Annotated in this window: 11 protein-coding genes; 3 read left to right on the forward strand and 8 right to left on the reverse strand. The window is 71.9% G+C overall.

The window, feature by feature from the left end:
• Positions 1–217 precede the first annotated feature (217 nt).
• From HNR07_RS06335 to HNR07_RS06350, 4 genes are read right to left on the reverse strand one after another with little or no spacing between them, the layout of a single operon-like run.
• Entirely contained in the window at positions 218–2,653 is a 2,436-nt protein-coding gene (locus HNR07_RS06335; RefSeq protein ID WP_184363126.1) for a xanthine dehydrogenase family protein molybdopterin-binding subunit, read from the reverse strand.
• Complete coding sequence (locus HNR07_RS06340; protein WP_184363129.1) at positions 2,653–4,011, reverse strand: 8-oxoguanine deaminase; 1,359 nt, start codon at positions 4,009–4,011, stop codon at positions 2,653–2,655. The genes HNR07_RS06335 and HNR07_RS06340 overlap by 1 nt, the downstream gene beginning before the upstream one ends.
• Positions 4,008–4,526, reverse strand: coding sequence for a (2Fe-2S)-binding protein (locus tag HNR07_RS06345; RefSeq protein WP_184363132.1), 519 nt, complete (start codon positions 4,524–4,526; stop codon positions 4,008–4,010). The genes HNR07_RS06340 and HNR07_RS06345 overlap by 4 nt, the downstream gene beginning before the upstream one ends.
• On the reverse strand, positions 4,517–5,386 hold the full coding sequence (locus HNR07_RS06350; protein WP_184363137.1) for an FAD binding domain-containing protein: 870 nt from the start codon (positions 5,384–5,386) through the stop codon (positions 4,517–4,519). The genes HNR07_RS06345 and HNR07_RS06350 overlap by 10 nt, the downstream gene beginning before the upstream one ends.
• Before the next feature lie 312 nt (positions 5,387–5,698).
• Here HNR07_RS06350 and HNR07_RS06355 point away from each other — a divergent pair, with 312 nt between their 5' ends.
• Positions 5,699–7,282 carry a PucR family transcriptional regulator gene (locus tag HNR07_RS06355; protein ID WP_184363140.1) on the forward strand — a complete coding sequence of 528 codons (1,584 nt, stop codon included), beginning with the start codon at positions 5,699–5,701 and terminating at the stop codon, positions 7,280–7,282.
• 49 nt (positions 7,283–7,331) lie between these two features.
• A complete protein-coding gene (locus HNR07_RS06360; RefSeq protein ID WP_184363143.1) occupies positions 7,332–8,036 on the forward strand; it encodes a pentapeptide repeat-containing protein in 705 nt (234 codons plus the stop codon).
• A 111-nt stretch (positions 8,037–8,147) separates the two neighbouring features.
• Here HNR07_RS06360 and HNR07_RS06365 read toward each other — a convergent pair whose 3' ends face one another.
• Positions 8,148–8,999, reverse strand: coding sequence for an SDR family oxidoreductase (locus HNR07_RS06365; RefSeq protein ID WP_184363145.1), 852 nt, complete (start codon positions 8,997–8,999; stop codon positions 8,148–8,150).
• A gap of 82 nt (positions 9,000–9,081) precedes the next feature.
• Between HNR07_RS06365 and HNR07_RS06370 the strand changes: the two genes are divergently transcribed.
• Positions 9,082–10,113: an AraC family transcriptional regulator gene (locus HNR07_RS06370; RefSeq protein ID WP_184363148.1), complete on the forward strand. Its 1,032-nt coding sequence runs from the start codon at positions 9,082–9,084 to the stop codon at positions 10,111–10,113.
• Here the strand turns inward: HNR07_RS06370 and HNR07_RS06375 are convergent.
• The 3 genes from HNR07_RS06375 to HNR07_RS06385 form a co-directional block, all read right to left on the reverse strand.
• A complete protein-coding gene (locus HNR07_RS06375) occupies positions 10,055–11,029 on the reverse strand; it encodes an alpha/beta hydrolase (protein ID WP_184363151.1) in 975 nt (324 codons plus the stop codon). The genes HNR07_RS06370 and HNR07_RS06375 overlap by 59 nt on opposite strands.
• 137 nt (positions 11,030–11,166) lie before the next feature.
• Positions 11,167–12,096 carry an aminoglycoside phosphotransferase family protein gene (locus HNR07_RS06380; RefSeq protein WP_184363154.1) on the reverse strand — a complete coding sequence of 310 codons (930 nt, stop codon included), beginning with the start codon at positions 12,094–12,096 and terminating at the stop codon, positions 11,167–11,169.
• A 98-nt stretch (positions 12,097–12,194) separates the two neighbouring features.
• Positions 12,195–13,310, reverse strand: a complete 1,116-nt coding sequence (locus tag HNR07_RS06385) for an endo-1,4-beta-xylanase (RefSeq protein ID WP_376769906.1) — start codon at positions 13,308–13,310, stop codon at positions 12,195–12,197.
• Positions 13,311–13,315 lie beyond the last annotated feature (5 nt).

The following is a 13,315-nucleotide window of genomic DNA, read 5'->3' on the forward strand; positions in this document are numbered from 1 at the left end:
CAAACTTGGGTGATGCCAGGACGGCACTGTCCTGACGGCCCGCCCCGGGGCCGAGGGCGTCGGATGTCCGGGGCGGGTGTCTGGGGGCGGGGACGGCGACGGGTGCTGCCGCCGCCCCACCGGTTCAGGGGGTACTTACTACGTGGAACCGGCCGCTACACGGCCAAGGCGCCCTGGATCAACCTGGAATCACCAAGCCGGAGCCACCAACCCGAGATCACAGGTCGATGCCCACGATGTCCTCCGGGCGCACCGGCGCGTGCGTCAGCGGACGCTTGGTGGCGTCGCGCACCGCAGCCACGACCGCGGGGGTCGACGACAGCGTCGGCGGCTCGCCCGCGCCGCGCAGCCCGTACGGGGCGTGCGGGTCCGGGTGCTCCAGCACGTCGATGCGCATCGGCGGCATGTCCAGGATGGTCGGGATCAGGTAGTCGGTGAAGGACGGGTTGCGGATCACGCTGTCCTTGACCTGGATCTCCTCCATCAGCGCCAGCCCCAGACCCTGGGCGGAGGCACCCTGGATCTGTCCGGCCAGCTGCTGCGGGTGGAGCACCTTGCCCACGTCCTGGACGGCGTCCAGGGCCACCACCTTCACCAGGCCCAGATCCACGTCCACGTCCACCACGGCGCGGTGCACGCACATGCCGAACTGGGTGTGCGAGGAGCCCTGGCCCAGCGTGGGGTCGAGCATCTCGGTGGGCCGGTGGTGGTGCTCGCGGGTCTCCTCCACGACCGTGCCGCCGCTGGCGGACTCGCCCAGCAGGTCGGCCAGGGACACCAGGGCCCCGGCGGTCTCGGACTCGATCTTGCCGCCGACCAGCGACAGCTCGGCGTCGGCGACGCCCTCCGGGATCACGCCGCGCTCGCGGGCCAGCGCGAACACCGCCTCGCGCACCGCCTCGCAGGCCATCTTCACCGCGCCGCCGGTCATGTACGACTGCCGCGAGGCCGAGGACGAACCGGCCGAACCCACCTGGGTGTCGGCGGGGGCGATGGCCACCTTCTCCACGCCCAGCTCGGTCCGGGCGATCTGCCCCTTGACGGTCACCAGGCCCTGGCCGACCTCGGCGGCGGCCGTGTGCACCAGCACCACCGGCTCACCGCCCACGATCTCCATCCGGACCCGGGCCGTGGAGTAGTCGTCGAAGCCCTCCGAGAAGCACAGGTTCTTCAGACCCACGCCGTAACCCACACCGCGCACCACGCCCTCGCCGCGGGTGGTCCCGGCCACGCCGCCCGGCAGGGTGCGCTGGTCGGAGGGGTCCTCCAGGCCGGTGCGCTCCACCGGCATCGGCAGGTCGCGGGCGCGCTCGAGCATCTCCGCCATCGGCAGCGGCATGTCGATCTCCTGGCCGGTGATGATCCGGGAGCCCTGCGCCATGGCGTTCTTGACCCGCAGCGCCACCGGGTGCATGCCCAGCTTCTCCGCGAGCCTGTCCATCTGCGACTCGTAGCCGAAGCAGGCCTGCACCGCTCCGAAGCCGCGCATGGCACCGCACGGCGGATTGGTGGTGTACACGCCGTAGGCGTCCACCAGTACGTTCGGCACCTCGTAGGGGCCCACGCCCAGCGAGGAGGCCACACCCACCACGGCGGGCGTCGCCGAGGCGTAGGCGCCGCCGTCGACGATGATCTCCATCTTGACGTACAGCAGGGTGCCGTCCGCCTTGGCGCCGTGCTCGAACTTCATCTTGGCCGGGTGCCGGTGCACGTGGCCGTAGAAGGACTCCTCGCGGTTGTACACGAACTTGACCGGCTTGCCGGTGCGCAGCGCCAGCAGCGCCGCGTGGATCTGCATGGACAGGTCCTCGCGGGCACCGAACGCGCCGCCCACGCCGGCCAGGGTCAGCCGCACCTTGTCCTGGGGCAGCCCCAGGGCCGGGGCGATCTGCTTCTGGTCCACGTGCAGCCACTGGGTGGCCACGTACAGGTCCACGCCGCCGTCCTCGGCGGGCACCGCCATGCCGGACTCCGGGCCGAGGAAGGCCTGGTCCTGCATACCGACCTCGTACTCCTCGGCCACGATCGCGTCGGCTTGGCCGCGCAGGCGCTCCAGCACCTGCCGCTGGCCCTCGCCGGACTCGGCCACCCCGACGAAGTCGCCGGTGCGGATCGGCTGGTGGCGCACCCGGTTTCCGGACTGGCGGTACTCCTCGTGGATCTTGAGGGAGCCCTCCTCGTGCACGAGCGGGTAGTCGGGGTCGTGGGCGGCCCGCACCGGGTCGCTCACCGGCTCCAGCACCTCGTAGTCGACCTTGACGCGCTCCATCGCCCGGCGCGCGGTCTCGGGGTGGTCGGCGGCCACGATCGCCACCGCCTCGCCCTTGTACCGCACCTTGCCGTAGGCGAGCACCGGCTGGTCCTGGTACTCCAGCCCGTACCGCTTGTTGCCGGGTACGTCCTCGTGGGTGAGCACCGCCTCCACCCCGGGCACCTTGAGCGCCTCGGTGATGTCGATGCCCAGGATGTTCGCGTGCGGGTGGGGGCTGCGCAGGGTCGCGCCCCACAGCATCCCCTCCATCCACAGGTCCGAGGAGTAGGCGAACTCGCCGGTGACCTTCAGTGTGCCGTCGGGTCGGCGCGGGCTCGCGCCCAGTCCGTCCTTGGTGGTGCTGGACAGGTCCGTGGTCACGGTCTTGGTGGTCGCCGTCATCAGTGGTTCGCCTCCTGCATGAGGGATCGGTGCGCCGCGCGGCCCCGCGCGGCGGCGGTCTCGGCGGACAGGGTGCGCAGCTCACCGCGGTCGACGACGGTGTTCCCGCCGACCAGGAGCCGCTCCAGGGGCGGGACGGGACCGAAGGTCAGCGCCACCACCGGGTCGGCGATCACGTCGAAGCCGAAGCCGTCCACGCGCCACAGGGCCACGTCGGCCTGCTTGCCGACCGTGAGCGAGCCCAGCTCCGCGTCGCGGCCCAGGACCCGGGCCCCGCCCAGGGTGGCCAGTTCCAGGGACTGCCGGGCGGTCAGCGCCTGCGGGCCCTTGCGGGCACGGGCCATCAGCAGGGCCTGGTGCATCTCGCCGGCCATGGTGGACAGCTCGCTGGAGGCGGGGCCGTCCACACCCAGGCCGACGTTCACACCGGCCGCCAAGAGCTCGGGTACTCGGCAGATACCGGCGCCCAGGCGGGCGTTGGAGGTCGGGCAGTGCGCGATTCCGGTACCGGTCGCCGCGATCCGGCCGATCGCGGAGTCCGACAGGTGCACGGCGTGCGCGAACCACACGTCATCGCCCAGCCAGCCGAGCTTCTCGGCGTACTCCACCGGGGTGCAGCCGAACTCGGCCAGGCACTTCTCCTCCTCGTCGAGGGTCTCGGCGAGGTGGGTGTGCAGGTTCACGCCCCTGTCCCGGGCGAGCGCCGCGCCTTGCGTCATCAGGTCCCGGGAGACCGAGAACGGCGAGCAGGGGGCCACCGCGATGCGTGTCATCGAGGAGGCGGAGGCGTCGTGGTGGGCGTCGATCGCCGCGGCCGTTCCGGCCAGCGCGCCCTCCAGGGTCTCCACCACGCTGTCCGGCGGCAGGCCGCCCTGGCTGTGCCCGCGGTCCATCGAACCGCGCGCCAGGTCCAGGCGGACGCCGACCTCGCGGGCGGCCTCGACCTCGGCGGCGACGATGTCACCGCGCCCGGCCGGGTAGATGTAGTGGTGGTCCGAGGCGGTGGTGCACCCGGACAGCGCCAGGTGGGACAGCCCGGCCGAGGTCGTCCCGGACACCACGTCGGCGTCCAGCCGGTGCCAGATCTCGTAGGAGCCGACCAGCCACTCGAAGAGCGTGCCGTCGGCGAAGAGCCCCTGGGTCGCCCACTGGTAGAGGTGGTTGTGGGTGTTGACCAGGCCCGGCGTGGCCACGCAGCCGCGGCCGTCGATCCGCTCGACCTCACCCTGGGCCTCGGGGGCGGGACCCGCGCCCACCGCGGTGATCACACCGTCGCGGGAGACCACGTGACCGTCGGCGTACTCGGCGCCGTCCACGGTCACCACGTGGGCGCCCTCGATGATGACGGTCCGGCTCATGAGTTGCTCCCGGCTGCCTCGGCGCGCCGCTCGGCGGCCAGGTGGACGGCGTCGATGATCTTCTCGTACCCCGTGCAGCGGCACAGGTTGCCCGCCAGGGCCTCACGGATCTCGGCGTCACCGGGGGCGGCCTTGCCGCAGCCCACCGTGCGCTCCAGCAGGTCGTCGGTCTGCACCAGCAGACCCGGCGTGCAGAACCCGCACTGGACCGCGCCCGCCTCGACGAACGCCTCCTGCACCACGCCCAGAGCGCGGTCGCCGCCCTTGCCGGTGCCCTCGGCCAGCCCCTCCACGGTGCGGATCTCGCGGCCCTCGGCCTGCCCTGCGGCGATCATGCACGAACACGCGGTCACGCCGTCGAAGTAGACTGTGCACGAACCGCATTCGCCCTGCTCACAGGCGTTCTTGCTGCCCGGCAGACCCAGCCGCTCACGCAGCACGTACAGCAGGCTCTCGCCCGGCCACACGTTGTCGGCGCTGACGTCCTCGCCGTTGACGTTCATGTTCACGCGCATCGCGTGGACCCCTTCCGGTAGTCGGTGACGGACCAGCTCAGCGCACGGCGAGCCATGACCGACAGAGCGTGCTTGCGGTACTCGGCGGTGCCGCGCTGGTCGTCGATGGGGCGGGCGGCCGCGGCCACGAGGTCGCCGAAGCGGCGGACCACGGATTCGGCGAGCGGGCGGCCGTCCTCCCAGTCGAACTCGTTCGCCAGGAACTCCTCGGCGGCCTCCGAGCGCAGCGGAGTCGGACCGGCCGAACCGATCCCGGTGCCCACCGCCCGCTTGTCGGTGTCCAGTGCCAGGCTGAACGAGGTCACCGCGATGACCATGGCGTTGCGGGTGCCGATCTTGGCGAACTGCTGCGGGCCGGTGGCCTCTGGCAGCAGGACCGCGGTGATCAGCTCGTCCTCGCGCAGCGCGGTGGTGCGCAAGGACAGGTAGAAGTCGCGTGCCCTCACCCTGCGGGTGCCGCGGACGGAGGCGAGCTCGATCTCGGCGTCCGTGGCCAGCAGCGGCGGGTGGGACTCACCGGCGGGGGAGGCCCCGCCCAGGTTGCCGCCGACGGTGCCGCGATTGCGGATCTGGGGGGATGCCACCGACCGGGAGGCCTTGGCCAGAGCGGGGGCGCGCCCCGACAGGTGCTCGATGATCCGGGTGTAGGGGACGCCGGCGCCCAGTCGCGTCCAGCCGTCGTCCACCCCCCACTCGGTCAGCTCGGGGACCCGGGTCAGGTCGATCAGCGCCGAGGGGCGGCGCTTGTCGAAGTTCAGCTCCACCATCACGTCGGTGCCGCCCATGATGGGCACCCCGTCGGGGTGGGCGCTCCTGGCCTCTAGGGCCTCCACCAGTGTGGATGGCCTCAGGAATTCCATGCTCGTCCTCGTCCTGGCAGTGCGGTCTGGTCGCGTCGAATCCGGCGCGGTCCCTCGTTAGTAGGGCGATCCTGTGAAGTACAACACTCGAAAGGCCTCCTTAACCAGCGAGTGAAGACATGAAGTGATCATGGAACGAACGGCAGGTGTTGGGCGTTTCCTACAAGTGTCGTCGGAGACAAACTCCGGGACCGTCGGCACTGTCATTCCGGGCTGTCTGATCAGGGCACACTGTCCTGGTACGAACACACCGACACCCACACCGGCCACCACTGGTGGGCAGTGCCCCACCCGACCAACAGAGGGACGTTCATGCAGATCAGTGAGCTGATCGCCGTCAAGCGACTGCACCTGCGGTTCCTGGCGGGCGCGGAGCACGCCCATCGCGACATCCGGTGGGCCTACACCACTGACCTGCTCGAACCCGCCCGGTACCTGCGCGGCGGGGAACTCGTCCTGACCGGGATGATGTGGCGCACCCGCCCGGAGGACTCCGAGGTCTTCGTGTCCTCCGCGGTCAGTGCCGGGGCCCTGGCCATCGGCGCGGGTACCGCCCTGGGCGAGGTCCCCGAGGACCTGGTCGACGCCTGCCAGGCGCACGACGTCCCCTTGGTCGAGATCCCGCCCGAGACGTCCTTCGGTGTGGTCACCGAGGAGGTGCTGCGCTCCCTCACCCAGCGCCGCTTCACCACGATCGCCGAGACCCGTGACCGCCAGCGCCGACTCATGGCCGAGGTCGCCTCCGGTGCCGACTTCCCCGAGGCCTTCGCCTCGGCCGCCAGACAGGCCGGAGTCACCGCCTGGGTGATCTCCGCCTGCGGTCGCCACGTCGCCTCCTCCGGTGCCCCGCTGTCCGCCGAGGAACGGGAGAACCTTGCCGCCAAGGCCCTGACCTGGTCGGCCTTCCCGCGGACCACCCGCCTGCACTCCGGCGGGGAGGGGCGGGTCATGACCATCGTTCCCGTCCAGACCAAGGAGTCGCACCCGCTCTCCAACTGGCTACTGGTCTGTGGCGGCGACCACAACGCCTGGAGCGAGGAGGAGCACGAGGCCGTCGCCGAACTCGTCTCCGTCAGCGTCCTGGCGCGCAGCCGCGACGAGGAACGCTCCCTGACCACCGCCCGCCACCTGGAAGGGCTGCCCCGCCTGCTGGCGGCCCAGCGCTTCGACGAGGTCACCGCCCTGATGCGCGGTACCGGAGACGGGGAGACCGCCGAACCGGACGAGCGCGCGCACGTGGTGGTCAGTGCCATGATGCTCCCCGAGCCGCGCGTGCCCGACCTGGCGCGCCGGGTGATCGCCGAACTCGTCGCCGACCACCCCGGCGCCGTGGTCACCGGCGACAACGACGCCCTGGCCGTCATTCCGGTGGAGGGAACCGAGGAACAGGCACGCGGCAGGGCCGAGAAGATCCGCGCTGAGCTGGTCCACCGCGCACGCGTCCTGGAGGGCGGCCTGCTCGACTACCGCCTGGCCGTGGGCCTGAGCTCGGCTGCCCGCGGGATCCCCGAACTGCGCGGCGCCGCCGTGGAGGCCCGGCACGCCCGCCGCCTGGCCGAGCTGCGCGGCGGCCGCTCCCGGGTGATCGCCGGGGCCGAGATCGACTCACACGAACTCCTGCTGGCCTCGGTACCCGAGGAGGTGCAGACCTCCTACCGCGAGCGCCTGCTCGGACCGTTGGTGGACTACGACCGCGACCACCGCTCCGAGCTCGTGGACACCCTGGAGCAGTTCCTGGCCCACTCGGGGTCCTGGCAGCGCTGCGCCGCCTCCATGCACGTACACGTCAACACCCTGCGCTACCGCATCGGCCGGGTCGAGGAGCTCACCGGCCGCGACCTGAGCAGCCTCGAACACCGCGTCGACCTCTTCCTGGCCCTGAAGCTGCGGGACTGAGCCGGGAGCCGGACGCGCTTTGTCGGTGCTGACCGCTAGGGTCCGGGACGTGAGCACCGACCTCCTCGCCCAGGGCGAGATCACCGACGCCGACCTGTCCGAACTCGACCTGCGTGACGCCCTGGCCAAGGACCCGGGCGCCCCGCGCGTGCTGACCCGCTGCGACCTGAGCGGTGCCGACCTGCGCGACGCCCACCTGGTGGACGCCCGGCTGGTCGACTGCCGCCTGGACGGGGCCCGCCTGGACCGGGCGGTCCTGGAGGGCGCGGTGTTCACCCGGGGAGGGGCGCCGGGGGCGAGCTTCGCGCACGCCGAGTGCACCGACACCCGCTTCGAGCGCACGGACCTGGCCAACACCCGCTGGCAGGGCGCCCTGCTCACCGACACCGCCTTCACCGGCTGCCGGATGACCGGCGCGGGCCTCACCTCGCTGCGGGGGATCGGCTACACCTTCTCCCAGTGCAACCTGATGCTGGCCCGCTGCAAGGGGCTGGTCCTACGCGGCCAGACCCTGGAAGGGCTGCGCATGGACGAGGCGGACCTGGCCTCGGCCGACCTGCGCGAGACCGTGTGGACGGAGTCGCGCCTGCGCGGTGCCAACCTGGTCAACGCCGAGTTCGCCGGGGCGGACCTGCGCGGCGCGGATTTGGGGGAGTTGGAGCTCCAGCAGGCCGGTTACCTGCGCGGGGCCACCATCGGCCCCGCCCAGGCCGGGCTGATCCTGGGGTCGCTGGGCATCACCGTGGCCGAGTAGACACCTGGAAGCGACCGGGGCCGGATGCCGCGTTCCCCGCGACACCCGACCCCACTGCGAATCTACTTCGTAAAGCCGTGGCTTTGGCTTCTCACACCTTGCCGGTCACGACTACGCCCACTGGGCGTCGAAAGTCCGGATGACGAACTCCGTGAAGTCGCGCGGCTCGCGTCCCAGCGCCTCCTTGACGCCGGGGGAGACCTTGGCCTCCAGACCGCGGCGGATGGCCGAGAGCGCCGAGACCAGCTCTTGGGCTCCCTCCTTGGGCCAGCCCTGCTCCAGGAGATCGTTCACGTACTCGTCCACCGGAACCGCCTCGTAGCGGATGGGGCGCCCCAGGGCCTCGGAGATCTCCGTCAGGGCCTCCGCCACGGTCAGCGCCCGGGGCCCGCTCAGCTCGTAGGTGCGCCCGTGGTGGCCGGGCCCGGTGAGCGCGGCCACCGCCACGGCGGCGATGTCCTCGACGTCGATCCAGGTGGCGGCACCGTCTCCGGTCGGCAGTCGCAGCACCCCCGTGCGCGCTCCCTCCGTCAGGAACCCCTCACTGAAGTTCTGCGCGAACCACCCCGGGCGCAGCACGGTCCACTCCAGCCCGCTGGACCTCAGCGCCTCCTCACCCTCCAGGTGTGACGGGATACCGTCCACGCCCTCGAAGTAGCCCGGCTGATCGACCCCGCGCGCGGACAGCCGCACGATCCGCTCCACCCCGTGGGCCACCGCGCGCTCCACGAACTCCGGGGTCCGCGGGTTGGTGTCGTCCTGGATCAGGTAGACCGACCCGGCGCCCTCCAGCACCTTCTCCCAGGTCTGCGGCTCGCTCCAGTCGAACCGCCACTCCGAGGAACGCGAGGCCGCCCGGGTCGGCACCCCCAGCTCGCGCAGCTGTGCCAGGACCCGGCTGCCGGTCATTCCCGTCGCGCCGGTCACCAGGACCGGTCGCGCAATCACGTTGTTCTCTGTCATGGCCCCGATTCAACCGCCCAGGCCTGAGACGATCCATGGCCAGGAAGCTCATATGAATATCCGATCGTCTACAGTTGTCGGCATGGACGCACTCGCCGACCTCCTGGAGGGGGTCCGCGCCCGAGGGGCGCTCTTCAGCAGGTCCGTCATGAACCCGCCGTGGGCGATCCGCTTCGCCCAGGACGCCCCTTTGACCCTGGTCACCATGGTGCGGGGGCGGGCGTGGATCGTCCCCGAGCAGGGTGATCCCCTGCCCCTGGTGGCCGGGGACACCGCGATCCTGCGCGGCCCCGGCCCCCAGGTCATCGCCGACCCAGCCGACGCCCCGGTCAGTTGCACCGTCCTGGACGGCGACCGGTGCCTGGGCCCGGACGGTGAGCTCCTGACCGAGGAGGCCACCCTGGGCCTGCGTACCTACGGTGACTCCCTGGACTCGCAGGACCTGCTGCTGAGCGGCTCCTACGAGGTCTCCGGGGATCTCGGCCAGCGCCTGATCGCGGCGCTGCCCCCGGCCCTGGTCGTCCCGGCGGACGAGTGCCACGGGCGGCTCGAGGAGATGATCGCGGCAGAGATCGACTGCCCGGCCCCCGGCCAGCAACTGGTCCTGGACCGGCTGCTGGACCTGGCCCTGATCACCAAGCTCCGGGCCTGGTTCGACCGCCCCGGCGCCACCCCGCCGGCCTGGTACTCCGCCATGGCCGACCCGGTGGTGGGCCAGGCGCTGCGCCTGCTGCACAACCAGCCCGCCCACCCCTGGACCGTGGCGCTGCTGGCCGAGCGCTGCGGGGTCTCCCGGGCCACCCTGGCCCGCGACTTCCGCGCTCTGGTCGGCGTGCCGCCCATGACCTACCTGGCCGACTGGCGGGTGGGCCGGGCCGCCGACCTGCTCCGCGAGACCGACACCACCGTCGAGGCGATCGCCCGCCGTGTCGGGTACTCCAACGCCTTCGCCCTGAGCAGCGCCTTCAAACGGCTGCGCGGCACCACCCCCACCGGCCACCGCTGCGGCTCCGCCCCGACCGGCCCCAGCGCGACCGGCCCCGACCGGGCCGATCTCAACCCGCCAGGATCCGACGCAGCCATGGCAGTCGCTGGGCCGAGGCGTCCAGACTGAGCGCGGCCTCCCGCACGAAGCCGTCGAAGGAATGGAACCCGCCCGGCCACACGTGCAGCTCCGCCGCCCCGCCCGCCCGCCAGATCCGTGACGCGTACTCCACGACCTCGTCCCTGAAGGTCTCGGCCGAACCCACGTCCAGGAACGCCGGGGGCAGACCGGACAGGTCCTCGGCCCGCGCCGGGGCGGCGTAGGGCGACACGTCGGGCCCGCCCCGGTCCGCGCCCAGCAGCGCGCCCCAACCGGTCGCGTTGGACACCCGGTCCCACACCCCGACCCCCGCCATCTGCCGCGCGGAAACCGAGTCGTTGCGGTCGTCCAGCATCGGGCACAGCAGCAGCTGACCCAGCAGCGAGGGCCCGCCCCGGTCCCGGACCAGCAGACAGGTGGCGGCCGCCAGCCCGCCCCCGGCACTGACCCCGCCGATGACCAACCGGTCCGGTGCCACGCCCAGCTCCCCGGCCTGATCAGCCAACCACAGCAGACCGGAGTAGCAGTCCTCCACCGGGGCGGGGTACGGGTGCTCCGGGGCCAGGCGGTAGTCGACCGAGACCAGCACCAGATCCAGATCCCGGGCGAACTCCAGCAACCGGGGGACCTCCCAGCCGCGGTGGGTGCCCGCGACCATTCCACCGCCGTGGACCCAGTACAGCGCCCCGGTGGCCGCCGTGGTCCGCTCCGGCCGCCACACCAGTAGCGGGACCTCGGTGCCGTCCGCGCCCAGGGCGGTGTGCTCCTCCTCCCGGAACATCCCGCCCAGGGTCATGTCCACGTCGGCGCCCGGCGCGCGTCTTGCGCCCTCCGAGCGCAGGACCGGGATCATCTCCGGGGTGATGGCGGGCGGGACCTCCCTGCCGATCTCGGCCAGCGCGGCGGCGAGTTCGGGATCGAAGGGGGGACGCGGGGGTACGGACACGATGGCCTCCGAAAGGGGGTGGGGGCGCGGTGCAGGCCCATCATGCCCCTGGCCGGGCACGGAACTCCAGGGCTTGAGGCCTCCCGGCATCCCCATTCCGGCTCGCGGGCCTCTGGACCGGCACCCCCTCCGGGGCCTCATTCCCCCATGGCGTGGTCCATCAGGGCGTGGAAGCGGGGGACCCCGTGGCGGGCGGCCTCCATCCACAGGCAGTCCTGGAGGAGGCGTACCCGGGTCCAGGCCCGTGCCCGGTCCCGCTCGATCCCGGCGGCCTCGGTGAGCAGGTCGAAGCGGCGCCGCGCGGCGCGGACCGGGTCACCGGTCTCCTCGGCATCCGCCCAGCGGTTGCGCAGCGCGGACAGCAGCTCGAACCCCGGATCACCCGCCAGCGGCTTGGGGTCGATGGCCAGCCAGGTGCCGCGCCCGGAGGCGGACGAACCGTCCAGCGGGGCCAGCACGTTCTCGAAGTGCAGATCCCAGTGCAGCAGGCGGTCGCCGGGCTGGGCGGCCATCTCCTCGGCGACGGCGGCCCAGCGTTCGTACACCGGGCGCCACTCGCTCCCGACCCGCTCGATCTTGGCCCGGCCCCGCTCGGCGATGTCGAGTGCCATGGGCCCCAGGCCGCGCATCCCCTCCGGCGCGGGGTGGGAACTCAGCCGTGCGATAAGACCGCCGATCACCGTCAGCGCCTCCTCCAGGGGCTCCTCGTCCAACCTGCGTCCGGCGTCGAGGGACTCCAACAGCATCGCCCCGGTGCCGGGATCGTGCTCCAGCAGGCGTACCGCCCCGTCACCGCCCCAGGCGTGCAGCGCCACGGGCTCACCCTCGGTCTCGGAATCCTGCGGCTGGAGTTTGAGCACGGCCGGGGTGCCGTCGCGGCGACGGACCGGGACCACCAGGGCCACCGCCCCGTGCATGGACTCACCGGCCACGGTCAGGTCCCACAGGTCGAGTTGGCGCACGGCCAAAGCGGGCAGCTCCCGGGCCCAGGCCGGGCCGAAGAATCCGCTGACGGACTCGATCAGGCCCCGCGGCACGGTGACCGGGTGGACACTGCTGTCGTCCATGGCTGGACTCCTGGGTGGAAGGGAGCAGGTGCGCAAGTGCCCAGGATGGCGGGTGCGGGCCGGGGCCCGCACCCGGTTTTTCGCGTCAGCTCTCCAGCTCAGCGCTTGGCGCGGCGGCTGTTGCGGCTGAGCGCCTCCACCATTCCGCCCAACGCGGGTTTGGGGGCGTAGTCCTCGTCGAAGGGCAGCGCGGCGGTGTAGCCGGGGAACCACTCCGGGATCCAGGAGTGCGCGTCGGTCACACCCCACACCGACACCCCGACGCAGCGCGAGACCGCCAGGCAGGACTCCAGGACGTACTGGTACTCGTCGGCCTGGGCGGCCAGGTCCTCCGGGGTGACCGGTTCGGGGATGCGCACGTCCAGCTCGCTGATCTCCACGTCCAGGCCCAGGTCGGCGAAGCGCTGCATGTTCTCGGCCAGGTCGTCGGGCACGTTGCCGTGTACGAAGTGCCCCTGGAAACCGATGCCGTGCAGGGGCACACCGCGCTCCAGCAGGCTCGAGGAGAGCTCGTACAGGGCGTCGGCCTTCTCCCCGCCGCCCTCGGTGTTGAACTCGTTGATGTACAGCTTGGCCTCGGGGTCCACCTCGTGCGCCAGCCACAGGGCCTCGGCGATGTAGTCCTCGCCCAGGGTCTGGTACCACAGGTTCTCGCGCAACTCGGGGGAGTTCTCCTCGAAGGGTTCGTTGATCACGTCCCAGGAGTCGATCCGGCCCTCGTAGCGGCCCAGCAGAGCCTCGGTGTGCTCGCGCATGACCGCGCGCAGCTCGTCGGCGTCGAAGAACCCCTGCGCCAGCCAGTCGGGCTGCTGGTTGTGCCACAGCAGTGTGTGCCCGCGGACGGACAGCCCGTTGTCCTCGGCGAAGTCCACCACCAGGTCCGGTCCGCTCCAGTCGAACTCGTACCTCTCGGGCTGGACGTGCTGCCACTTCATCGTGTTCTCGGCCGTCACCGACGTGTAGTGGTCGGTGACCAGGTCCCGGTACACGGCATCGTGCGCCAGCGGGTTGACCGCCACCGCCACGCCCAGCTTGATCCCGTGGGCCTCGGCCAGGCCGGGAAGCTCACTCGAGGGTTCCTCGACCGGCCCCGGAAGGAGCAGCACCAGAACTGTTACCACCACGAAGATGACCACGCATACCGCCCCCGCTGACAGAAGAACACCCCGCCCGCGCGTGGCCGAGCGCCAGCCGTCCTGGACAGCTTCTCGCACCCTTG

It is taken from the genome of Nocardiopsis metallicus, assembly GCF_014201115.1.
Lineage (GTDB): Bacteria > Actinomycetota > Actinomycetes > Streptosporangiales > Streptosporangiaceae > Nocardiopsis > Nocardiopsis metallicus.